Here is a 25,177-nt window from a genome sequence, read left to right on the forward strand (position 1 = left end):
TGGCCGAAAATCCTCTAACCGGGGTCAATACGTGCGTTTCAAATGGAATAAATTATACATTTACCAGTAGCGAAACAATTGCCGCCTGCCTCAATGGAGTGATGATCTACGGAGATGGGAAATCCCAAGTTACGGATCGGCTTATTGATGGTCTTGGACAGGGCACCCAATTCATATATGAACGCAAGGACCCAAGCCTGTCTTTCCTTTTCGTTGATGAGGGCCAAAGCGGGAGTGAATGGAGTCTCACACGCACGGAGCCGATTCTATTAACGCCGAATGGCTCAGGATCCATGTCGGAGACTTCCGTCAATAGCTTTAATCTACATAATAACAGTTCAACTAGCCCTTTAAGCGGGTCGGGCGCAACTGACCCCTCTAACGCTCCAAATGCAGACAACGCCACTCTTATCAATGCCGGCGTCTATCTGCTACAGGGTGTGGGCAACGTCAATACCGCCACCGGCGCACAGCAAGCCGCGAATGCAATTCTCTCCGGGGATTGGGCGCCTGGCGCCAGCAATCTGCTTAATTTCGATGGTTGGAAGAATCTACCGAGCAGTTATCTGGATTTGACATTCGTCAACCTTCAGGCTGCTTACACCAATCAACAGGCTTCAAGCGCTCGTTTCTGGACTCCCGTTGATCCGCTGGTGCTCGATCTGAATGGTGACGGCGTCCGCCTTACGTCGTTCGGTGAGGCGCCGGTGTTGTTCGATATCGACCACGACGGCGGCAGCAAGGAATTGACCGGCTGGGTCAGCGCCGAAGACGGCATCGTGGTCATGGACATAGATGACGACGGCGTGATCGATGGCATCCACGAAACGATGTCCGAGTACTTCAATGGCTCCGCCGGTACGGACGGCGAATCTGGTTCCAAACCGTTTGCCGATGGCTTCGCAGCGCTCAAGAGCCTGGATTCGAATGGGGACAACCAGTTCACTTCGGCCGATACGGCATGGAACAACGTCAAGGTGTGGGTCGATGCCGATCATGACGGGCAGACCGACACTGGCGAATTGAAGACCTTTGCCTCTCTGGGCATCACCTCGATCAACCTTCTGGCGGCGGCGCAGTCCGGGCTGATCAATGGCGGCAACGAAGTGCTGGCCACCGGATCTTTCGTGATGGCGGGGCAGACCCGTGAGGCACAGGCGGCACGTTTCATCGCCAATCCGGCCGGGAACACTTCGAGCGCGGTGGTCGGCGGCGCCAACGTCAGTTCCGAGGATGGCCAGAGCACGCATGTCTCGGCCTTGACCACAGGCGCCACACTGGATGCAGCCGCACTGGGTGTGGCCAACGTCTATGGCAACGTCGGTAACGATGTGCTGATCGGCACTGCCGGCGCGAACTGGCTCGTAGGCAGTCAAGGCTCGGACAGTTTTGATGCCGGCGATGGCGACGACATGCTCATCATCGACGCCGCCGATCTGCAGCAGAACATCGATGCCGGTGACGGCTTCGACATGGTGCAGGTCGTGGGCTCGGAGGGCGTAACACTCAATATGGCCCAGGCTGGGGTCGAAGTGGTCGCGGGCGGCACCGGTGACGACGTTTTCATCGGCGGCGGGCGAAGCAGTGTGTTCGTGCGCGCCGACGACGGCGACGATATCGTGATCGGAGGGGCGGCGAACGATGGGCTTTCCGGCGAAAACGGCAACGACCTTATTGATGGCGGCGCTGGCAATGACGTCATTCGCGGCGGGCGTGGTCAGGACCAATTGCTGGGCGGCTCGGGCGATGACCTGATCGAGGGCGGGCAGGACGACGACCGGCTCGCGGGCGGCGATGGCAACGACGTGCTCAAGGGGCAACAGGGTGACGATTCGCTGGACGGCGGTGAAGGCACCGACATGGCTGAGTTCTCCGGTTCGTTCGCCGACTACCGCATCACCCGCTTGTCCGATACCGCATGGCGGGTCGTCAACACCAAGGCGGGCCGCGACGGCGCGGACATGCTCACCAACATCGAGAAGCTGAACTTCGCCGATGTGTCCGCCGTGGATATCACGCTGGACAACCCGTTCCCCGTCCAGGACGTGGTCACGATTGCCGACCGCAGCGGGCCCAAGCTCATAAAGGTGGCCGACCTGCTCGCCAACGACCGCGACTGGCAGGCGGACACGCTGCGCATCACCACCATCAGCGACGTCATAGGCGGCACTGTCGCCGGCACCTACAACGCCACAACCAAGGAGTGGACCCCTACCCTTACCGCTGCGGGCGAACTCACCTTCACGCCCACAGCCGGTTTCACTGGCGTGATGAGCTTCAAGTACAAGATTGCGGATACGGATGGCACCCCCGGTGCCACCGCATTTCAGGTCGGCACGAGCAATGCGGCCGAAATGCGCGGTCAGGTCTTCATCAAGACCGCAGACATGCCCATCGACAGCGCATTTACCGAGCAGTGGTATCTGTCGGACATCAATGTCATTCCTGTATGGCAGGACTACACCGGAAAGGGTGTGCGGGTTGGAGTTTTCGAGACATCCGGTCCATTTTCCGCCGGCACCACGACATTCGACTATCGTCATCCGGATCTTTCGCCAAGCACCGATACGGCATGGCTGAACGACCTTGCCCATCCGGTTGTGACCGACTTCAGTCAGCACGCGACGCTGGTTGCAGGCGTGATTGCCGCATCGCGTAACGGCGAAGGTGTGGTGGGTGTGGCCTACGGTGCCAAGCTTGCCGGTTACACGGTAAACACCTCCTTCGACGCCACCACCTCGTCCTCGCCGCTTTCGGTGAGCGATGTTGAAGCCGCGATGGCCCACCTCAAGAATTTCGATGTGGTCAACAACAGTTGGGGGGTCACCGACGACTTCGTATTCGTTGCAAACCCGGTGTACTCGCTCCCGAGCGGCATCGTCAGTGCACTTGCCGAAGGACGGAACGGGCTCGGGACAGTGATCGTTGTGGCCGGCGGAAATGATAGACAGAGTGGCGGAAACACCAACTACGATCTTTTGTCGGCGAATCGCGGGTCTATCGTGACCGGAGCGATCAACGCGCAGGGCGATATCTCGACGCTGACCATCGGCCAGACACCGTTCAGTGCCCCCGGCGCGTCAATTCTCGTGTCTGCGCCAGGCTCGAATGTGGAGTTGACCAGCCGTCTGCTCATGAATGACGACGGCACGGTTTTCGGTAGCGATACGAGCACAACCGAGGGAACGAGCTTCGCCACCCCGGTCGTTTCGGGCGTCGTCGCCTTGATGCTGGAAGCAAATCCGGACCTGGGCTGGCGCGACGTACAGCAGATCCTGGCGCTGACAGCACGAAAGGTGAACGACCCGAACACCGACACGGTATGGAATGCCGCCAGGAACTGGAACGGCGGTGGCATGCACACCAGCCATGACTACGGCTTTGGCCAGGTGGATGCACGAGCGGCAGTGCGCCTGGCCGAAACATGGCAGGGACAGCACACGCTGTACAACGAACGCCAACTTCAGAATGCCGAAGGCAGTCTGGCCAGTGGAACCGGGCTCGGTCTGGCCATTGCCGACGGATCGGTGGTTACCCGTACCCTTTCGCTTGGCGCCGGTCTGCGTATCGAAAACGTTGGCATCAGTCTCGATCTAACGCACTCAAACTGGGGAGACCTGACGGTAGAGCTGATCGCACCGTCGGGAGTGATCAGCAAACTCGTTGCGAATCCTGGAACGTCGGCAAGTAATCCTGGAGGCAATGCGTCGTCAGGACAACTGCTCTACAACTTCAACACCACACACGACTATGGAGAAAATGCGCAAGGAAACTGGCAATTGCGCATCACCGACCGTTCGGGACGAGGTGGAGGCGTGCTCAACGGCTGGCGGATCGATGCTTACGGCTCGGACTTGAACGAGACGGACATAGGCGCGAGTCAGGACGGCACCACGCCGATAACCTCGACCGTTGGCGACGACGTCTATTTCTATACCGACGAGTTCACGAGTGCGCCGGGCACCTCGCGGGCAGGTCTGACCGACACAAACGGTGGCATCGACACCATCAACGCAGCGGCCGTTTCGAGTGGATCGGTCATCAACTTGAACAACGGCAGCTCCAGCACGATTGCCGGCCGAGCGCTGACGATCAACGGAAACATCGAATTCGCTTTCGGCGGCGATGGAAACGACACTCTGACCGGCAACGCCTTGTCCAATCGACTGCAGGGCGGGCGTGGTGCGGACACCTTGAGCGGCGGGGACGGCGTCGATTTTCTGGATGGAGGAAAGGGCAACGATACGTATGTTGGTGGCGCCGGGGGCGACCTGTTTGTCATTTACAAGGACGATGGCAGTACCGACACGGTGAATGACTTCTCCGCGACTGCCGGTAACGAGAAAATCCTGCTCGTCGGATTCAGCCACATCACCGACTTCAGTCAGATATCGACCGTCCAGGAAGGCGCAAACACGCGTCTGCAGCTTGGCGGCGGACAAAGCGTACTGCTCAAGAACGTGTCGCCCGGCCAGATCAGCGAGCAGAATTTCGCGTTCTTCAGCGATGCCCTCACGCTTGATCGTTATCTTGCCTACTTCGGCAATCCGGCTTATGGGATTGGCACAAGTGGAGCCGAGGTAGGACTTTTGCCAAACAATCTTGGCGATCTTAGCTACTTCGCGCTCGGCGGTAATGATGAATTGGGCGCCACGACAACCAACGACCTGCTTGACGGTGGAGATGGCAATGACCGTCTGTTCGGCGACGATGGAAGTGTCACACCGGGGGCGGATTGGTTGCAAGGTGGGGCCGGAGATGACCTGCTCGTCGGAGGCGACGGGAGGGACTACCTGACCGGCGGCAGCGGAAATGACGAATTACAGGGTCAGAACGGCGACGACACACTCGTCGGCGACAGTGGTGACGACGAGATGTACGGCGGAGACGGGAACGATGTCCTGATTGGCGGTTCCGGTCAGGACCATTTGAACGGTGACGCGGGGGACGATCTGATTGTTCTCGACGGTGATCTGGGCACCGTGTCAGGCAATAACTTCGATTTCTACGGTACTCGTATCGGTGGCGCAGGCGCCGATGTTTTCAAGCTGGTCCGTGACGGAACCGGTACGGGCGGTATTTCGATCATCGGTAGCGCGGTGTCGGCCGACAATCTGATTGCCGACTTTGATCCGGGTCAGACGGGCGAACTGGTCGATCTCAGTGCAATCGACTGGATTCGTGGTTTCGAAGATCTGACGATATCCACCTGGACCATCAACGGGATTGCATATGCGCGCGTGAGCGCGGATGACGGAAGCGGGCAGACGCTGTACGTCACGATGCGCGGCGTGTCTGCGGCGCAATTGAACGCCGCCCACTTCAAATTCGCCGAAGTTCCTGGTCTCGTTCGCGGTAGCCCTACGGATGACGATCTTTACGGGAACGCCGGCGCCAATCAGATGGATGGCGGTCTGGGTGCTGACTTCATGTCGGGGCGCACGGGAGACGACACGTATCTGGTCAACAACGCGGGCGATACGGTTGACGAGTTGCCGGGTGGCGGGGTGGATACCGTACGCAGTGCGGTCAGCTACGCGTTGAGCGCAAACGTGGAGAACCTGGTGTTGGTCGGCACCGCTGCCATTGATGGAACAGGGAACGCCCTCGCCAATCGTATTACCGGGAACGCCGCCGACAATGTCCTTGATGGTCAGGGCGGCGCAGATACCTTGCTTGGTGGCGCGGGGAACGATACTTACCTTGTGACAATCAATCGGACAGCATTCTCGAGTTGGCAGGTGAAGGCGTCGATACCGTACATTCCTCGGTGTCGTACACCCTCGGAAGAGAGATTGAGAACCTGGTGCTGTCGGGTATCGACGGCATCAATGCAACGGGCAACAGTCTCGACAACTTCATTACGGGCAACGCTGGCGACAATATTCTGGATGGAGCCGGTGGAAGCGATACCCTGACGGGCGGGTTCGGGAACGACATTTACATCGTTGACTCGAGTGGAGACATTGTTGTCGAAGCGCTCAGTGCCGGACAGGACACCGTCTATTCCAGTATCAACCTGACCTTGAGTGCCAACATCGAGAACCTTGTGCTGATGCCGGGAGCGGTGTCCGGTACAGGAAACGATCTTGACAACGCACTGACCGGAAACTCCGGCAACAACGTGCTGACCGGCGGAGCTGGCAATGACTGGCTGGATGGCAGTGCTGGCAACGACACGCTTGTCGGCGGCACAGGAGACGACACCTATGTCGTCAACTCGGTGCTTGACGTCATCACCGAGAACGCCGCGGAAGGTTCCGATACGGTCATTACGCAAGGAAGCTGGACACTCGGTGCAAACCTCGAGAACCTGACGCTTACAGGCACCGCTGCCGTCAATGGAACCGGAAATGCTCTCGCGAATACCCTGACCGGAAACTCCAACGCCAATACGCTCGACGGCGGCGGCGGCGCTGACACGATGAGAGGGGGTCTGGGCAACGACATCTACGTTGTCGATGATATCGGCGACGTGGTGACCGAGAACACCAACGAAGGCACCGACCTTGTCCAGAGTGCCATCGGCTACACCCTGGGCAGCAACGTCGAGAACCTGACCCTCACCGGTACGGCTGCCATCAACGGCACCGGCAATGCACTGAACAACGTGCTTACAGGCAATTCCGGAGCGAATGTCCTCATCGGCGGCGACGGCAACGACGTTCTTGTGGGCGGTGGTGGCGCCGACATCATGATGGGCGGCGCCGGGCACGACACCTACTACGTCAACAACGTCGGGGATGCTGTTACCGAACAGGTCGCCGAAGGTATCGACGGAGTGTTTTCCTCGATCACACAGACGCTTGGCGCCAACGTCGAGAACCTGACGCTCACCGGCGCGGGCGTGGTCAACGGCACCGGCAACGAGCTGGACAACGTGCTCACCGGCAACAGCGCGGCCAACGTCCTCGACGGGGGCGCTGGCATCGACACGCTGATCGGCGGAGCGGGCAACGACACCTACGTTGTCAACAACGGTGCCGACTCGATCATCGAGAACGCCAACGAGGGAACCGACCTCGTGCAGAGTTCGGCCAGCTACACGCTTTCGGCCAACGTCGAGAACCTGACCCTCACCGGTACGGCCGCCATCAACGCCACGGGCAACAGCGCCAGCAACACACTGACCGGCAATGCCGGCAACAACGTTCTGGACGGTGGAGCCGGAACTGACACGCTGGTCGGTGGTGCCGGCGACGACACCTATGTCGTGGATGTGGCCACCGACGTCGTCACCGAAGCGGCCTCGGCCGGACTGGACACCATTCTGTCCTCGGTCACCTACACCGCCAGTGCCAACGTCGAGAACCTGACCCTCACCGGTACGGCCGCCATCAACGCAACCGGTAACACCCTGGACAATGTGCTCACCGGCAACGCCGCCAGCAATGTGCTCAGCGGTGGAACGGGCGCCGACACGATGATCGGCGGCGACGGCAACGACACCTATGTGGTCGATAACATCGCCGACGTGGTGACCGAGAACGCCAACGAAGGGATCGATCTGATCCAGAGTTCAGTCACCTTCGCCCTCTCTGCCAACGTCGAGAACCTGACGCTGACCGGCACGGGTGTGATCAACGGCACCGGCAACGAGCTGGACAACGTGCTCACTGGAAACGGCGTGGCCAACGTCCTGACCGCAGGGGCCGGCAACGACACCCTCAATGGTGGCGCCGGTTCGGACACCCTCATCGGAGGCAGCGGCAACGACACCTACGTCGTCGATGTCTCGACCGACGTCATTACCGAGTACGCCGGTGAAGGCACCGATCTCGTTCAGAGTGCAGCGACTTACACCCTCAGTGCCAACGTCGAGAACCTGACCCTCACCGGCACGGCAATCATCAACGGTACTGGCAACGCGCTGGACAACATCATCGTTGGCAACAGCGCTGCCAACACACTGACCGGTGGTGCAGGCAATGACACGCTCGACGGCGGTGCCGGTACGGATGCCTTCAACGGCGGCGCAGGCGATGACAAATTCATCGTCGATGTGACCACGGAAGTGGTCACCGAAGCCCTCAACGAAGGTACCGACACCGTCATGGCCTCGGTCTCCTACACCCTGGGGGCCAACGTCGAGAACCTGACCCTCACTGGTACGGCCGCCATCAACGCAACCGGCAACACCCTGGCCAACGTCCTCATCGGTAACTCCGCCAACAACACGCTCAATGGCGAAGCCGGTGCGGACACCATGCTGGGTGGTCAGGGTGATGACATCTATGTGGTCAACGACCTGGGCGACCTGGTAAGCGAAGCCACGGGCGAAGGCACCGACCTTGTCCAGAGTGCCATCGGCTACACCCTGGGCAGCAACGTCGAGAACCTGACCCTCACCGGTACGGCCGCCATCAACGGCACCGGCAACGCACTGAACAACGTGCTCACCGGTAATTCCGGTGTGAATGTCCTCAGCGGCGGCGACGGCAACGACACGCTCAACGGGGGGACCGGAGTAGACACGCTCATCGGTGGTAGTGGCGACGACACGTACATCGTCGAAGTGTCCAATGAGATTGTTACTGAGGCTGGAGGTGAAGGTACGGATCTGGTGCAGAGTTCGGTCACCTTCGCCCTCTCGGCCAATGTCGAGAAGCTGACACTGACCGGCACAGCGGCCATCAACGGCACCGGCAACGAGCTGGACAACGTGCTCACTGGAAACGGCGTGGCCAACGTCCTCGACGGGGGCGCTGGCATCGACACGCTGATCGGCGGAGCGGGCAACGACACCTACGTTGTCAACAACGGTGCCGACTCGATCATCGAGAACGCCAACGAGGGAACCGACCTCGTGCAGAGTTCGGCCAGCTACACGCTTTCGGCCAACGTCGAGAACCTGACCCTCACCGGTACGGCCGCCATCAACGCCACGGGCAACAGCGCCAGCAACACACTGACCGGCAATGCCGGCAACAACGTTCTGGACGGTGGAGCCGGAACTGACACGCTGGTCGGTGGTGCCGGCGACGACACCTATGTCGTGGATGTGGCCACCGACGTCGTCACCGAAGCGGCCTCGGCCGGACTGGACACCATTCTGTCCTCGGTCACCTACACCGCCAGTGCCAACGTCGAGAACCTGACCCTCACCGGTACGGCCGCCATCAACGCAACCGGTAACACCCTGGACAATGTGCTCACCGGCAACGCCGCCAGCAATGTGCTCAGCGGTGGAACGGGCGCCGACACGATGATCGGCGGCGACGGCAACGACACCTATGTGGTCGATAACATCGCCGACGTGGTGACCGAGAACGCCAACGAAGGGATCGATCTGATCCAGAGTTCAGTCACCTTCGCCCTCTCTGCCAACGTCGAGAACCTGACGCTGACCGGCACGGGTGTGATCAACGGCACCGGCAACGAGCTGGACAACGTGCTCACTGGAAACGGCGTGGCCAACGTCCTGACCGCAGGGGCCGGCAACGACACCCTCAATGGTGGCGCCGGTTCGGACACCCTCATCGGAGGCAGCGGCAACGACACCTACGTCGTCGATGTCTCGACCGACGTCATTACCGAGTACGCCGGTGAAGGCACCGATCTCGTTCAGAGTGCAGCGACTTACACCCTCAGTGCCAACGTCGAGAACCTGACCCTCACCGGCACGGCAATCATCAACGGTACTGGCAACGCGCTGGACAACATCATCGTTGGCAACAGCGCTGCCAACACACTGACCGGTGGTGCAGGCAATGACACGCTCGACGGCGGTGCCGGTACGGATGCCTTCAACGGCGGCGCAGGCGATGACAACTTCATCGTCGATGTGACCACGGAAGTGGTCACCGAAGCCCTCAACGAAGGTACCGACACCGTCATGGCCTCGGTCTCCTACACCCTGGGGGCCAACGTCGAGAACCTGACCCTCACTGGTACGGCCGCCATCAACGCAACCGGCAACACCCTGGCCAACGTCCTCATCGGTAACTCCGCCAACAACACGCTCAATGGCGAAGCCGGTGCGGACACCATGCTGGGTGGTCAGGGTGATGACATCTATGTGGTCAACGACCTGGGCGACCTGGTAAGCGAAGCCACGGGCGAAGGCACCGACCTTGTCCAGAGTGCCATCGGCTACACCCTGGGCAGCAACGTCGAGAACCTGACCCTCACCGGTACGGCCGCCATCAACGGCACCGGCAACGCACTGAACAACGTGCTCACCGGTAATTCCGGTGTGAATGTCCTCAGCGGCGGCGACGGCAACGACACCTATGTGGTCGATAACATCGCCGACGTGGTGACCGAGAACGCCAACGAAGGGATCGATCTGATCCAGAGTTCAGTCACCTTCGCCCTCTCTGCCAACGTCGAGAACCTGACGCTGACCGGCACGGGTGTGATCAACGGCACCGGCAACGAGCTGGACAACGTGCTCACTGGAAACGGCGTGGCCAACGTCCTGACCGCAGGGGCCGGCAACGACACCCTCAATGGTGGCGCCGGTTCGGACACCCTCATCGGAGGCAGCGGCAACGACACCTACGTCGTCGATGTCTCGACCGACGTCATTACCGAGTACGCCGGTGAAGGCACCGATCTCGTTCAGAGTGCAGCGACTTACACCCTCAGTGCCAACGTCGAGAACCTGACCCTCACCGGCACGGCAATCATCAACGGTACTGGCAACGCGCTGGACAACATCATCGTTGGCAACAGCGCTGCCAACACACTGACCGGTGGTGCAGGCAATGACACGCTCGACGGCGGTGCCGGTACGGATGCCTTCAACGGCGGCGCAGGCGATGACAAATTCATCGTCGATGTGACCACGGAAGTGGTCACCGAAGCCCTCAACGAAGGTACCGACACCGTCATGGCCTCGGTCTCCTACACCCTGGGGGCCAACGTCGAGAACCTGACCCTCACCGGCACGACCGCCATCAACGCAACCGGCAACACCCTGGCCAACGTCCTCATCGGTAACTCCGCCAACAACACGCTCAATGGCGAAGCCGGTGCGGACACCATGCTGGGTGGTCAGGGTGATGACATCTATGTGGTCAACGACCTGGGCGACCTGGTAAGCGAAGCCACGGGCGAAGGCACCGACCTTGTCCAGAGTGCCATCGGCTACACCCTGGGCAGCAACGTCGAGAACCTGACCCTCACCGGTACGGCCGCCATCAACGGCACCGGCAACGCACTGAACAACGTGCTCACCGGTAATTCCGGTGTGAATGTCCTCAGCGGCGGCGACGGCAACGACACGCTCAACGGGGGGACCGGAGTAGACACGCTCATCGGTGGTAGTGGCGACGACACGTACATCGTCGAAGTGTCCAATGAGATTGTTACTGAGGCTGGAGGTGAAGGTACGGATCTGGTGCAGAGTTCGGTCACCTTCGCCCTCTCGGCCAATGTCGAGAAGCTGACACTGACCGGCACAGCGGCCATCAACGGCACCGGCAACGAGCTGGACAACGTGCTCACTGGAAACGGCGTGGCCAACGTCCTCGACGGGGGCGCTGGCATCGACACGCTGATCGGCGGAGCGGGCAACGACACCTACGTTGTCAACAACGGTGCCGACTCGATCATCGAGAACGCCAACGAGGGAACCGACCTCGTGCAGAGTTCGGCCAGCTACACGCTTTCGGCCAACGTCGAGAACCTGACCCTCACCGGTACGGCCGCCATCAACGCCACGGGCAACAGCGCCAGCAACACACTGACCGGCAATGCCGGCAACAACGTTCTGGACGGTGGAGCCGGAACTGACACGCTGGTCGGTGGTGCCGGCGACGACACCTATGTCGTGGATGTGGCCACCGACGTCGTCACCGAAGCGGCCTCGGCCGGACTGGACACCATTCTGTCCTCGGTCACCTACACCGCCAGTGCCAACGTCGAGAACCTGACCCTCACCGGTACGGCCGCCATCAACGCAACCGGTAACACCCTGGACAATGTGCTCACCGGCAACGCCGCCAGCAATGTGCTCAGCGGTGGAACGGGCGCCGACACGATGATCGGCGGCGACGGCAACGACACCTATGTGGTCGATAACATCGCCGACGTGGTGACCGAGAACGCCAACGAAGGGATCGATCTGATCCAGAGTTCAGTCACCTTCGCCCTCTCTGCCAACGTCGAGAACCTGACGCTGACCGGCACGGGTGTGATCAACGGCACCGGCAACGAGCTGGACAACGTGCTCACTGGAAACGGCGTGGCCAACGTCCTGACCGCAGGGGCCGGCAACGACACCCTCAATGGTGGCGCCGGTTCGGACACCCTCATCGGAGGCAGCGGCAACGACACCTACGTCGTCGATGTCTCGACCGACGTCATTACCGAGTACGCCGGTGAAGGCACCGATCTCGTTCAGAGTGCAGCGACTTACACCCTCAGTGCCAACGTCGAGAACCTGACCCTCACCGGCACGGCAATCATCAACGGTACTGGCAACGCGCTGGACAACATCATCGTTGGCAACAGCGCTGCCAACACACTGACCGGTGGTGCAGGCAATGACACGCTCGACGGCGGTGCCGGTACGGATGCCTTCAACGGCGGCGCAGGCGATGACAACTTCATCGTCGATGTGACCACGGAAGTGGTCACCGAAGCCCTCAACGAAGGTACCGACACCGTCATGGCCTCGGTCTCCTACACCCTGGGGGCCAACGTCGAGAACCTGACCCTCACCGGCACGACCGCCATCAACGCAACCGGCAACACCCTGGCCAACGTCCTCATCGGCAACTCCGCCAACAACACGCTCAATGGCGGAGCCGGTAATGACACACTAGACGGTGGAGCCGGGGCAGATCAGTTGATAGGCGGAGCGGGCGACGATGTATTCCGTATCGATAACGTTTCCGATGTCGTCATCGAAGCAGTAGACGAAGGCTGGGACCGCGTCGAATCTTCGATCAACCTTTCTTTGGCACTGAACATAGAAGAGTTGGTTCTTCTTGGAAACGCTACCATCGGTATCGGCAACATCCAGAACAACCGGATCGTCGGTAACGCACTGGATAACTTATTTGCGGGTGGCATTGGCGCCGATGCCTTGCTTGGAGGGAAAGGTAATGACACCTATATCTTCAGCAAGGGCGATGGCACCGACACCATCGACGACAACGACGCCACCGTCGGCAATCTCGACACCGTCGAATTCACCAACGTCGCCTCCGCCGAGGTCACGGCCCTGCTCCGGGTCAATAACGACCTCGTGCTCAACTACGGCGCATCCGACAGCGTGCGGGTGTCCAGCTACTTCACCGGCACCAGCCAGCAAATCGAGCAGTTCAAGTTCAGCAACGGCGTCACTTGGACCGACGCGAACATCAAGGCAACCGTCATCACCAACGGCACCAGCAGCATCGATCACATCAACGGATACAACGGCGGCACCAACCGCATCTATGGCCTCGATGGTAATGACTACCTCTACGGGGGCAACCAGGCTGACCTGATCGACGGCGGAGCGGGTGCAGATTCAATGGCCGGCGGTCTTGGAAATGACACATATGTCGTCAACTCCGCTTCGGACCAAGTCATCGAAAATGCGAATGCCGGTATAGACACGATCAGGTCCAGCATCACATATACCCTTGGCAGTGAGGTCGAGAATCTCGTTCTGACAGGGTCAACTCCTCTCGATGGCCGCGGAAACGCGCTGGAGAACCATCTCGTCGGCAACTCGGGCGGAAACACACTTTACGGCGATGCAACCGGGACGAGCGGAAACACGGCGCGACTGACTACCTTGAGCGTCTTTGCGCGAGGAAGTATCGCTCTTGGCGCCGCCCCTCTCATGGAAGTCTGGATCGACGGCGTGAAGACACAGACCTTCGAGGTCACTTCGACCACGACCCAGGAGTACGTGATTTCGGCAGCGAATCTGCCGGCGACGGCTGCCCACCGGGTCGATGTCGTATTCACGAATGATGCATACGACGCTGCAACCGGTCAGGACCGCAATCTGTATGTCAACCGGCTTCGTTTCAATGGCAGGGATTACCTGACGAACACCGATCAGTTGGTACTCGATTACGGCGCGGGCACCGGCGCGCGTGATGGCATAAACATCACCCTCTCGTCTACGGGTGTGATCGCATCCAATTCGGCGCTGCGCTTCTCTCTTGATGGCAGCGACCGGCTGGATGGTGGCGCGGGTGCGGACACACTGGTCGGAGGAACCGGCGACGATATCTACTACGTCGATAACGTGTCGGACGCCGTCGTGGAACTGTCCGGTCAAGGATTCGACACCGTCAGAAGCAGCGTCAACCATACGCTGGCGGCGCATGTTGACAATCTGATGCTCACCGGTTCCGCGGTTTCCGGAACCGGCAACGATCTGGCGAACCTGATCCTCGGCAACTCGGGCAACAACACTCTGGACGGAGGCGCAGGCACGGATTCTCTAAGGGGCGGCGTTGGAGCGGACACTCTCATTGGGGGCGCCGGCAACGACATTTTGGAAGGCAGCGTCGGCAACGACACCTATCGTTTCTCCCGCGGCCACGGTCAGGACTCGATCTGGGACTCCGACACCACGGTGGGCAACGAGGACGTCCTGAGCTTCGATTCGACCGTCGCCCACGATCAACTGTGGTTCAAGAAGGTCGGCAACAATCTTGAAGTCAGCGTCATCGGCACCACCGACAAGCTCACGGTCTCCAACTGGTATGTGAGCAGCCAGTGGCACGTCGAGCAGGTCGCCGCCAGCGACAAGATACTGGTCGATACCCAGGTGCAGGCACTGGTCAACGCCATGGCATCGATGACGCCTCCCCCGCTCGGTCAAACCGCCTTGTCGGCCGCTCAGGTCAGCGCGCTCCAACCGGTGTTGGCAAGTAGCTGGCAATAAAGGTGTAGCCCACACGCCAGAGGTAGCAGGGCCGTCGCCCCGCTACCTCTGGCCGCACAAGCGATCGTACGAGCGGTACTTGGAACTGGAGCATGGGCTCGTCCCATGCAAGCGCAACGCCGAGGTCCTAAGCGTGCCCCTTGAGCGAGGTCATGTGTTCAAACGCGAAACTGCCTCTGATGTTCTTTGTCGCCGCACTCAGGTAGGATTCTTACTTCCAATTCTTACCCGGGAGTGTGAGATGCTCGTCACCGAAAAAGGACAGGTCACCATCCCCAAGCACATACGCGACGCTGCAGGCGTTGCGCCGGGCAGCGAGGTGACGTTCAGCCTTGAAGGCAGCAAGATCGTCATCACCCCTGTCGGCACAGGCGTCAGGGAAGACCGTCGGGCTCGGCTCAAGGCCGCCGCTGCACGGGTACGCGGCAGTCTGGGTGCCGAATTCAGACAGATGGGCGCGGACGAAATCATGCATTTCATCCGCGGCGATGACCCCGCCGACGGCGCCCCGTAGTAATGCTCGCCAGTCTTTCCAGCTATGACGGCTCGGCCGGCGTGCTGGTCGATACGAATGTCTGGGTGGACTGCATCGACGATGCCAGCCCCTGGTATGAGTGGGCCGTGGAGCAATTGCAACGCTGCAGCGAGCGATACCCCCTGCACGTGAACATCGTCATCTACACCGAACTGCTGATTCCCGACCCGGACATCGGCGCCCTGGATGCGATGCTCGATATCTATGAAACCTCGCGGACGCCCTTGCCATGGGCAGCGTCCTCCCTGGCAGCGGCCGCCTTCGCACTGTACCGACGCCGCGGCGGCGGCCGGGACAAGCCGCTTCCCGACTTTTTCATCGGTGCTCACGCAGCCGTCGCCAATTTGAGCGTACTTACCCGCGATCCGAAGCCGTATCGGAGTTACTTCGCACGGCTCTCAGTCATCGCGCCTTGACCCGTGACTTAACGACCGGGGCTGTCCAGTACGCATCGAACTGCGCCGAGGATCAGACTTCGCCTCCGGCGTCCTGATCTGTCCGCTCTGGCTCCAGATGCCCCGAAAACAGACTGGCCGCGATGATCATCGCGCCTCCTATCCACTCCTTCACGCCCATCACCTCACCCGCCAGCCACCAGGACGAAATCGCGGCGACCACCAGTTCGAACAGGAAGAGCGCGATGGCGGCGTTGGCGCTGAGGAAGGTGATGCCATACTGCACCACCAGATTGACCAGCAGCAGCACGCCGCCGATCAGCGCGAGCAGCAGCCAGGTGTCGGCGCCGATGGCGGCGAACTGCTGCAGCGGGGCTTCGCCGCGCAGCCAGGCGGCGACGGGGGCTACGGCGATGACGCCGAGGAAGACGGCCATCACCTTCTGTTCGATCTCGATGTGGGCGGTGCGGCGGATGAGCACGTTGGCCAGCGCGAAACAGACGCCGGCGCCCAGGCCCATCCACTCGGCGGAGCCCTGTGGCCAGGGCAGGCCCAGTTCCGGGCGCCACAGCATGACGAAGGCGCCGGCCAGCGACAGCGCGATCACGCCGGCGCCGGCCCGGCTCAGCCGTTCGCCCAGCAGCAGGCGCGACAGCAGTACGGTCCATAGCGGCGACAGGTAGAACAGCAGCAGCACGCGCATCACCACGCCGTCCAGCGTACCCAGCACATAACCCAGATTGGTGCCGGCCGCCGCCAGCGCCAGCGCGACCAGCCAGAAGCTGGGGCGGGTGCGGCGCAGCACCGGCCACAGCGGCACAAGGCCGAACAGGAAGGCGAGGCCGTAGGTGATGAAGGTGGCGGTGACGCCACCCATGCCGGCGGCGTCAATGACGCGGTAGGGGTACCAGACGAGGCCCCAGATGACGGCGCCGGCGAGCAGCGCGATCGAGGGCAGCAGCCGTGAAGACGGCCGGCGGGAAGTGAGCATCGGGACGTATACTTATGCGTTTCCGGGCGCCGCGGTCGGCGCCACCGGCTTCAAGGACCGAAACTGCTGACTTTCATGCTGAACGACACCCTGCCCGTCACGCCCCATCTGTCGCTGCTCCAACCCTATCCCTTTGAAAGACTGAAGGAATTGACCGCCGGCGTAACCGGCCCGGCCGACCTGCCGCTGGTTCGCCTGTCTATCGGCGAGCCGCAGCATGCCACGCCTCAGCTGATCAAGGACGCGCTGACCGGCGCGCTCGACGGCCTCGCGGTCTATCCGACCACGGCCGGCATCGACGCGCTGCGCGAGTGTATCGCGGCCTGGCTGCAGCGCCGCTACGGTCTGCCTGCCGTGAATGCGGCGACCCAGGTGCTCCCGGTGAATGGCTCGCGCGAGGCGCTCTTTTCGTTTGCGCAGTGCGTGATCGACGCCAGCCGGCCCGACGCCAAGGTGCTGGCACCGAATCCGTTCTACCAGATCTATGAAGGCGCGGCCCTGCTGGCCGGCGCGCAGATCGCCTTCTATAACCAGTTGCCGGACGATCGCTTCGCCTGCAACTTCGACCGCATCGCCGACGCCGACTGGAAGGGCGTGCAGCTTGTGTACGTGTGCTCGCCGGCCAATCCCTGCGGCAAGGTGATGACGCTGGAGGAGTGGCGCACGCTGTTCGAACTGGCCGACCGCCACGGTTTCGTGATCGCCTCCGACGAGTGCTATTCGGAAATCTATTTCGACGAGGCGGCCCCGCCGCTCGGCGGCCTGCAGGCGGCGAAGGCGCTGGGCCGCGACGGTTTCGAGCGGCTGGTGGTGTTTTCAAGTCTGTCCAAGCGCTCCAACGTGCCGGGCCTGCGCTCCGGCTTCGTTGCCGGCGACGCCCGACTGCTCAAGCGCTTCCTGCTCTACCGCACCTACCACGGCAGCGCGATGGGGCTGGCGGTGCAGCGCGCCAGCATTGCCGCCTGGCAGGACGAGGCGCACGTGCGCGACAACCGCGACCAGTACCGTGCCAAGTTCGACGCGGTGCAGCCGCTGATCGCCTCAGTCATGGATTCGCCGCTGCCGGACGCCAGCTTCTACCTGTGGGCGCGCACGCCAATCGATGACGCCGAATTCGCCCGCCGGCTGCTCGCCGAATATAATGTTGCGGTTTTGCCGGGCAGCTACCTTGCCCGCAACGCCCACGGCATCAACCCGGGGGCAGGCTTCGTCCGCATCGCGCTGGTGGCACCCGCCGGCGAGTGCATCGAGGCCGCTGAACGCATCGTGCAGTTCTGCCGCGCGCTCTGAGCCGCGGCGCCACTACCCTCCACACCATAAAACTTACGGGACACCCTCCATGCAGGCCGCACAGCAGATCATCGAAACCGCCTTCGAAAACCGCACCCAGTACTCGCCGACCAATGCGCCGGCCGAAGTGCGCGAAGCCATCGACTTCGTCCTTTCGCAGCTGGACAGCGGCGCGCTGCGCGTCGCCGAGCGCATCGACGGCGAGTGGGTCACCCACCAGTGGATCAAGAAGGCGGTGCTGCTGTCCTTCCGCATGCAGGACAACGTCGTCATGGACGGCGCCGAAACCCGCTACTACGACAAGGTGCCGATGAAGTTCGCCGGCTACGACGAAGCGGCCTTCCGCGCCGGCGGTTTCCGCGTCGTGCCGCCGGCCACCGTGCGCCGCGGCGCTTTCATCGCGAAGAACGCGGTGCTGATGCCGTCCTACGTGAACATCGGCGCCTATGTCGGTGAAGGCACCATGGTCAACACCTGGGCCACCGTCGGTTCCTGCGCGCAGATCGGCAAGAATGTGCACCTGTCGGGCGGCGTCGGCATTGGCGGCGTGCTGGAGCCGGTGCAGGCCAACCCGACCATCATCGGCGACAACTGCTTCATCGGCGCCCGTTCGGAAGTGGTCGAAGGCGTCATCGTCGAGGACAACTGCGTCATCTCGATGGGCGTGTACATCGGCCAGAGCACCAAGATCTACGACCGCGCCACCGGCGAGGTGATGTACGGCCGCGTGCCCGAAGGTTCGGTCGTCGTGTCCGGCAACCTGCCGTCGGCCGACGGCAAGTACAGCCTGTACTGCGCGGTCATCGTGAAGCGGGTCAACGCGCAGACGCGCGCCAAGACCAGCATCAACGAACTGCTGCGCGCCTGAGCACCTACTGATCCACTGAAGTCGCTGCCGTCGGAGGCCCGCCGTGATTCTCGACAAGCTGTTCCAGGTCATGGCGGACAAGAACGCCTCCGACATCTTCATTTCTGCCGGCGCGCCGATCGCGATCAAGATCCAGGGCACCACGGTGCCGATCAACCAGCGCGTGATGGATCCGGAAACGATCCAGCGCATGGCCTATGAAATGCTCAGCGACGAGCAGCAGCAGAAGTTCGAGAAGACGCGCGAACTGAACCTGTCCTTCGGCCGGCGCGACCTCGGCAACTTCCGCGTGAACATGTTCTGGCAGCGCGGCAGCATCGCCATGGTGGTGCGCTACATCCTCGGCGACATTCCGCCGCTCGACACGCTGGGCCTGCCGCCGGTGCTGACCGAGCTGATCATGGAAAAGCGCGGGCTCATCCTGGTCGTCGGTGCCACCGGTTCCGGCAAGTCACGACGATGGCGGCGATGATCGACCATCGCAACGCCAACAAGTCGGGTCACATCCTGACGGTCGAGGATCCGATCGAGTACCTGTTCAAGCACAAGAAATCGATCGTGAACCAGCGCGAGATCGGCATGGACACCGAGGGCTGGGCGCCGGCGCTGAAGAACGCGATGCGCCAGGCGCCCGACTGCATCCTGATCGGCGAAATCCGCGACGTCGAAACCATGCAGGCCGCCCTCGCCTACGCGCAGACCGGCCACCTCTGCCTGGCCACGCTGCACGCCAACAACGCCCACCACGCGCTGAACCGCATCGTCAATTTCTTCCCGCTGGACAGCCGTCCGCTGCTCTTCCTCGACCTGTCGGTCACGCTGAAGGGCATCATTTCGCAACGTCTGGTGCGCAAGCCGGATGGCCGGCGCATGCCGGCGGTCGAAGTGCTACTGAACACGCGCCACATTTCCGAGCTGGTCGAGCGCGGCGAAATCAACAGCGTCAAGGAAGCGATGGAGCGCAGCATGGCGCCTGGCTCGCAGACCTTCGAGCAGGACCTGTTCCGCCTCTATCGCGAGGGCGAAATCACGCTCGACGAAGCGCTGTCGAATTCCGACTCGCCGACCAATCTGTCCTGGCTCATTAACAATTCGCAGTTCGGCGTGACCGAAGCCCCCAAGGCCGATGCGCCCAGCCTGGAAATGCGCGATCTCGAATCGACCGAGCCGATCGGCGCCTCGTTCGCCGAGTTCTCGCTCAACCTCGACGAAAGCGGCCGCTGACCGCATCGCCGACTTTCCCCGGATTTCTCCCCCCGTATGTCAGAAGCAACCCTTGAGCTCACCCGGCAGCTCATTTCCACCCGTTCGGTCACGCCAGTCGACGGCGGCTGTCTCGAAACAATAGGCAACCGGCTGGCCGCAGCCGGATTCACACTCGAACGCATCGACGCCGGCGGCGTGTCCAACCTGTGGGCGCGTCGCGGCACCGCCGGCCCGCTGTTCTGCTTTGCCGGTCACACCGACGTGGTGCCCACCGGCCCGCTCGACCAGTGGAACAGCGACCCGTTCGAACCGGTCGTGCGCGATGGCATGCTGTACGGCCGCGGCGCGGCCGACATGAAGGCTTCGCTGGCTGCCTTCGTCACCTCGACCGAACGTTTCGTCGCGCGCTGCCCCGACCACACCGGCTCGATCGCCTTCCTGCTCACCTCCGACGAGGAAGGCGATGCCATCGACGGCACGGTGCGCGTGGTCGAGGCCCTTGCCGCGCGCGGCGAAAGACTCGATTACTGCGTGGTCGGCGAGCCCACTTCGGTGACGAAGCTGGGCGACATGATCAAGAACGGCCGCCGCGGCTCACTGTCCGGCAAGCTCACGGTCAAGGGGGTGCAGGGACATATCGCCTACCCGCACTTGGCGAAGAACCCGATCCACATGTTCGGCCCTGCGCTGGCCGAACTCGCCGCCATCCGCTGGGACGAGGGCAACGAATACTTCCCGCCGACCAGCTGGCAGATTTCGAACATCAAGGGCGGCACCGGCGCGACCAATGTCATTCCGGGGACGCTGGAGGTGCTGTTCAACTTCCGCTTCTCGACCGCCAGCACGCCCGAATCGCTGAAAGCGCGGCTGATTGACGTACTCGATCGGCACGGCGTTGACCACGACATCGTGTGGACGCTGGGCGGCAAGCCCTACCTGACGCCGCGCGGCACGCTGGTCGATGCGGCCGAAGCGGCCATCCGCGACGTGACCGGACTGACGACGGAACTGTCGACCACCGGCGGCACCTCGGACGGCCGCTTCATTGCCGACATCTGCACCCAGGTGGTCGAGATCGGCCCGAGCAACGCCACCATCCACAAACTGAATGAATGCGTGGCGGTGGCCGACATCGAGCCGCTGTCGCGCATCTACGAAAACCTGCTCGACCGGCTGCTCGGTCAAGGAAACACAGCATGAAACTCAAGACCAGCGACAAGGCACCCGCGAAGAAAACGGTGCCGCCGGAAGAACTCATGTCGGTGCGTGACTGGGTGCGCTATCTGGTCAGCCGCATGGGCGCGGCCGAGGTCGCCTTCGGCCAGGGCTTCGTCAACGCCTGGGACGAGGCCGTCTATCTGGTGCTGCACACGCTGCACCTGCCGCTCGATCGCCTCGAACCCTTCCTCGACGCCGCGCTGACGGTGGACGAGTGCGAGCGCCTGATGCGCGTAACCGAGCGCCGCTGCGAAGAGCGCGAACCCGCTGCTTACATCACTGGCGAAGCCTGGCTCGGACCCTTCCGCTTCCGCGTCGATCCACGCGTCATCATTCCGCGCTCGCACATTTTCGAACTGATGCAGGACGGCTTCGCGCCGTGGCTCGACGACATGGGCGAACCGGAGCGCATCCTCGACCTGTGCACCGGTTCCGGCTGCCTGGCGATCGCCGCTGCCCACTTCTTCCAGGAGGCCCGGGTCGATGCCGTCAACCTGTCGGCCGACGCGCTCAAGGTGGCTCAGCTCAACATCCACGACCACGCGCTTCGTGATCGCGTCGAAGTGCTGCACGGCGACCTGTTCGAGCCGCTGGCCGACCGTCGCTACGACCTCATCATTTCCAATCCGCCCTACGTGACCGAAGCGGCCATGGCCGCGCTGCCGGACGAATTCCGTCGCGAGCCGGAAATGGCACTCGGCGCCGGCGCCGACGGCATGGATATCGTGCGCCGCATCGTCGCCGAAGCGGGCCGCCACCTGAACCCGGGTGGTCTGCTGCTGGTCGAGGTCGGCCGCAACCAGGCCGAAACCGAAGCCGCGCTGCCCAACCTGCCGCTGGTCTGGCTCGACACCGACTCGGCCACTGCTCCCGTATTCCTGCTGCGGGCAGAAGATCTGGAGCAATGAGCAGCAGCGAAACGCCTCCGGCCGACACCACACCGCATCGCCGTTCGCACCGCCTGTCCGCCACGAGCTGGCAGGCGATCGCGCTCGGCGTTTTCGTGCTGATGATTTCGCTCGGCCTGGCCAGCCTGTCGGCACGCGGCGATCTGCGTGCCGTTCACGCGGAACTTTCGCACACGCTGATGGCGCCGCTGCAGGCGCGGCAGACGCCCGAACTGCGCCGCATTCTGTCCGACGCGTACGACCGAGGTCTGCTGACCGAAGCCAGCCTGCGCGACGCAAAGGGTGAACTGCTGGTCGATCTGCCCGCCTCCGCCGCCGCCGACAGCGCGCTCACGCTGCGCGCGGAAGGCGGTCTGCGCGTGGACGGCGCGCTGGTCGGTACGCTGACGATAGGCGCCGCGCGCGACACCGGGCTGCCGGTGCTGCTGACCACGCTGCTGCCGGCCTGTGCGCTGGCGGTCTTCTGCGTGCTGGTCGCCTGGGGCGCGCGTACCGCCGAGCGACGGCGCGTCGCCCATGCCATCGGTCCGGTCGAGGCGGCGGCGACGGCGCTGGTGCGCGGCGAACCGGTGGGGCGTGTCGCCCTCCCGGCGGGGCATCCGCTCAGCAAACTTGCGCAGGTACTGGAGGCGGCCTGCTCGGCGCTCGAACAGCGCCGTCGCGACGCCGTCGCCGAGGCCGAGCGTCTCGCGCGGGTAGCCAGCGCACACGACGAAGCGCAGTGGGAATGGAATCTGCAGACCGGACAGATCTGGTACAGCGACCGCTTCCCTGACCTGCTCGGCTACGGCGGCGACGCTTCGTTCGCGCAGCAGTTCAACTGGGGCGCCGCCACTCACCCGGACGACGCCGGCACCGTCCGGCGCGCGCGCGAACGGCTGTTCGGGCGCGAAATGACGCACAGCGATGACCAGATCCGGCTGCGCGTGCGCGACGGCACCTATCGCTGGTTCCGGCTGCGCGCAAGCGCCCACCACGACGCCGTGGGCAAGCCGCTCTACGTCTCCGGCACGATAGAGGACGTGACACGCGATCGCATGACACTGGACGCGTTGCGCGAAAGCGAGGCGCGGCTGTTCCACGCGGTGCGGGGTTCCTTCGACGGCGCCTGGGACTGGGACATCGGCGCCGGCCGTTACTTCCTGTCGCCGCGACTGAGCGAAATCCTCGGCCTGCCTCAGTCCATGCAGCCGCAGACGCACGAACAGCTGCTCGAGCGCGTGCATCCGGACGACCTGTCGCGACTGCAGCACGCGATCGACGAGCACTTCCTGCGTCGTGAATCGTTCGATATCGAGTACCGCATGCGGCACGAGGACGGTCACTACCTGTGGGTGCGCGACCGCGGTCTGGCGACGCGCAACACGGTGGGCAAGGTGCTGCGTTTCTCCGGCTCGATCACCGACATCACCGAGCGCAAGCTGGCCGAACAGGCGGTGCGCACGCTGGTGACCGAGAAGCAGGCCCTGCTCGACGACGTGCCGGTGGCGATCGTCTATGTGCGCGACGACCGTATCGCCGACTGCAACCGGCGCTGTCAGGAAATATTCGGCCACGACCGCCGGGCGCTGATCGGGCAGACGATGGAACCCTTCTTCCGCGACGAGATGGAACTGTCGCGCCTGCTCGAAGGCGCTGCGCGCGTCAAGCCGCAGCCCTACGCACAGGAAACCACGCTGCAGCGGCGCGACGGCAGTCCGCTTCATGCCTACGTTTCGGTGCGCCAGCTGGCCAGCGACGCCGGTGAAGCGGGCGAGACCATCTGGATCTTCTCCGACGACACGGCCCGTCGCCGTGCGCTCGACACCGCGCGCCGCGAGGAGAATTTTTCGGCTGCGCTGGTGCGCAGCATGCCCGGCGCCTTCTTCCTGCTCGACGCACGCGGCGCGCTGCGTCGCTGGAACGAGAACCTGCAGGCGGTCACCGGCCACCGCGCCCTCGATCTGATCGGTAAACCGGCGCTCGATCTCTTCCCGCCGGAGTTCCACCCGCTGCTGCGGCGTCAGGCCCGGCGCGCCCTGACACACCGCGACGCCACCTTCGAGGCGGAGTTGCTGTCGGCCGGCGGCGAACACCTGGCGCACGCCTTCAGCCTCTACCGCATCGACCTCGACGGTCTGCCGCACCTGCTCGGTACCGGTCTGGACATCCGCGCGCAGAAGGACGCCGAACGCAGCGTGCTGGCGCTGAACCAGCAGCTGGAAACGCGCGTGCGCGAGCGCACGGCCGAACTGGTCACCGCGATGCGCGAACTTGAGAGCTTCAGTTACTCGGTATCGCACGATCTCGCGGCACCGCTGCGCGGCATCGACGGTTTTTCGCGGATGATCGAAGAGGATTACGCCGACCGACTCGACGAACGCGGCCGCGACTACCTGCAGCGCATCCGCGCCGGCACTCAGCGCATGCACCGGCTGATCGACGATCTGCTCGGTCTCGCCCGCATCACGCGCAACGAAATGAACCGACAGGTGGTGGATCTCAGCGCGATGGCCTCGGAACTGGCCGCCGACCTGGCCCGGACCGAGCCCGAGCGCAGGGCAGAATTCCTCATCCAGCCGTCGATGCGCGTGTATGCTGACGCCAACCTCTTGCGCATCGCGATCGACAATCTGTTGCGCAATGCATGGAAGTTCACCAGCCGCCATGACGCCGCCCGCATCGAAATCGGCTGCTTGCAGCTTGGACGAGAGCTCGTGTATTTTGTGAAGGACGACGGTGCGGGCTTTGACATGCGTTACGCAACAAAGCTCTTCGGCCCCTTCCAGCGACTCCACTCGGTCGGTGAGTTTTCAGGCAGCGGCATCGGTCTGGCCATCGTCCACCGCATCGTGCAGCGGCACGGCGGGCGGATTTGGGCCGAAGCCGAGGTGGAACGCGGAGCAAGTTTCTTCTTCACGCTGGAACCCCCATCGCAGTGATGC

Annotated in this window: 10 protein-coding genes and 1 pseudogene; 10 read left to right on the plus strand and 1 reads right to left on the minus strand. The window is 62.7% G+C overall.

The annotated features are described in order from the left end of the window. Nucleotides 1-101 precede the first annotated feature (101 nt). From ACQ66H_RS11045 to ACQ66H_RS11060, 4 genes are all read left to right on the plus strand, one after another. Nucleotides 102-5,918 (plus strand): S8 family serine peptidase, encoded by a 5,817-nt coding sequence (locus ACQ66H_RS11045; RefSeq protein WP_430435619.1) that lies wholly within the window; start codon nucleotides 102-104, stop codon nucleotides 5,916-5,918. Further along, nucleotides 5,807-14,842 carry a calcium-binding protein gene (locus tag ACQ66H_RS11050; protein ID WP_430435620.1) on the plus strand — a complete coding sequence of 3,012 codons (9,036 nt, stop codon included), beginning with the start codon at nucleotides 5,807-5,809 and terminating at the stop codon, nucleotides 14,840-14,842. The genes ACQ66H_RS11045 and ACQ66H_RS11050 overlap by 112 nt, the downstream gene beginning before the upstream one ends. A 241-nt stretch (nucleotides 14,843-15,083) precedes the next feature. Then, nucleotides 15,084-15,356 carry an AbrB/MazE/SpoVT family DNA-binding domain-containing protein gene (locus ACQ66H_RS11055; RefSeq protein WP_430434071.1) on the plus strand — a complete coding sequence of 91 codons (273 nt, stop codon included), beginning with the start codon at nucleotides 15,084-15,086 and terminating at the stop codon, nucleotides 15,354-15,356. A 2-nt stretch (nucleotides 15,357-15,358) separates the two neighbouring features. Next, a complete protein-coding gene (locus ACQ66H_RS11060) occupies nucleotides 15,359-15,793 on the plus strand; it encodes a type II toxin-antitoxin system VapC family toxin (protein ID WP_430434072.1) in 435 nt (144 codons plus the stop codon). 52 nt (nucleotides 15,794-15,845) lie between these two features. Here the strand turns inward: ACQ66H_RS11060 and ACQ66H_RS11065 are convergent, their stop codons facing one another. Continuing rightward, a complete protein-coding gene (locus ACQ66H_RS11065) occupies nucleotides 15,846-16,763 on the minus strand; it encodes a DMT family transporter (RefSeq protein ID WP_430434073.1) in 918 nt (305 codons plus the stop codon). 75 nt (nucleotides 16,764-16,838) lie between these two features. Between ACQ66H_RS11065 and dapC the strand changes: the two genes are divergently transcribed. The 6 genes and pseudogenes from dapC (at nucleotide 16,839) to ACQ66H_RS11095 (ending at nucleotide 25,174) form a co-directional block, all read left to right on the plus strand. Next, entirely contained in the window at nucleotides 16,839-18,053 is a 1,215-nt protein-coding gene (gene dapC, locus ACQ66H_RS11070; protein ID WP_430434074.1) for a succinyldiaminopimelate transaminase, read from the plus strand. Between the two features lie 49 nt (nucleotides 18,054-18,102). Continuing rightward, nucleotides 18,103-18,921: a 2,3,4,5-tetrahydropyridine-2,6-dicarboxylate N-succinyltransferase gene (dapD, locus tag ACQ66H_RS11075; protein WP_430434075.1), complete on the plus strand. Its 819-nt coding sequence runs from the start codon at nucleotides 18,103-18,105 to the stop codon at nucleotides 18,919-18,921. Nucleotides 18,922-18,964: 43 nt separating this feature from the next. Beyond that, nucleotides 18,965-20,145, plus strand: a pseudogene (locus ACQ66H_RS11080) (PilT/PilU family type 4a pilus ATPase). A gap of 36 nt (nucleotides 20,146-20,181) precedes the next feature. After that, on the plus strand, nucleotides 20,182-21,327 hold the full coding sequence (gene dapE, locus ACQ66H_RS11085) for a succinyl-diaminopimelate desuccinylase (RefSeq protein WP_430434076.1): 1,146 nt from the start codon (nucleotides 20,182-20,184) through the stop codon (nucleotides 21,325-21,327). Continuing rightward, complete coding sequence (gene prmB, locus ACQ66H_RS11090) at nucleotides 21,324-22,253, plus strand: 50S ribosomal protein L3 N(5)-glutamine methyltransferase (protein WP_430434077.1); 930 nt, start codon at nucleotides 21,324-21,326, stop codon at nucleotides 22,251-22,253. Before dapE ends, prmB begins: the two co-directional genes overlap by 4 nt. Continuing rightward, on the plus strand, nucleotides 22,250-25,174 hold the full coding sequence (locus ACQ66H_RS11095) for a PAS domain-containing sensor histidine kinase (protein ID WP_430434078.1): 2,925 nt from the start codon (nucleotides 22,250-22,252) through the stop codon (nucleotides 25,172-25,174). The genes prmB and ACQ66H_RS11095 overlap by 4 nt, the downstream gene beginning before the upstream one ends. Nucleotides 25,175-25,177 lie beyond the last annotated feature (3 nt).

It is taken from the genome of Methyloversatilis sp., assembly GCF_965284615.1.
In the GTDB taxonomy this organism is placed as follows: domain Bacteria; phylum Pseudomonadota; class Gammaproteobacteria; order Burkholderiales; family Rhodocyclaceae; genus Methyloversatilis.

Bases quoted from the DNA above. Each gene is read 5' to 3' on its own strand.
- ACQ66H_RS11045 (WP_430435619.1), top strand. From the start codon at position 102: ATGATCTACGGAGATGGGAAATCCCAAGTTACGGATCGGCTTATTGAT.
- ACQ66H_RS11055 (WP_430434071.1), top strand. From the start codon at position 15,084: ATGCTCGTCACCGAAAAAGGACAGGTCACCATCCCCAAGCACATACGC.
- ACQ66H_RS11060 (WP_430434072.1), top strand. From the start codon at position 15,359: ATGCTCGCCAGTCTTTCCAGCTATGACGGCTCGGCCGGCGTGCTGGTC.
- ACQ66H_RS11065 (WP_430434073.1), bottom strand. From the start codon at position 16,763: ATGCTCACTTCCCGCCGGCCGTCTTCACGGCTGCTGCCCTCGATCGCG.
- dapC (WP_430434074.1), top strand. From the start codon at position 16,839: ATGCTGAACGACACCCTGCCCGTCACGCCCCATCTGTCGCTGCTCCAA.
- dapD (WP_430434075.1), top strand. From the start codon at position 18,103: ATGCAGGCCGCACAGCAGATCATCGAAACCGCCTTCGAAAACCGCACC.
- dapE (WP_430434076.1), top strand. From the start codon at position 20,182: ATGTCAGAAGCAACCCTTGAGCTCACCCGGCAGCTCATTTCCACCCGT.
- prmB (WP_430434077.1), top strand. From the start codon at position 21,324: ATGAAACTCAAGACCAGCGACAAGGCACCCGCGAAGAAAACGGTGCCG.
- ACQ66H_RS11095 (WP_430434078.1), top strand. From the start codon at position 22,250: ATGAGCAGCAGCGAAACGCCTCCGGCCGACACCACACCGCATCGCCGT.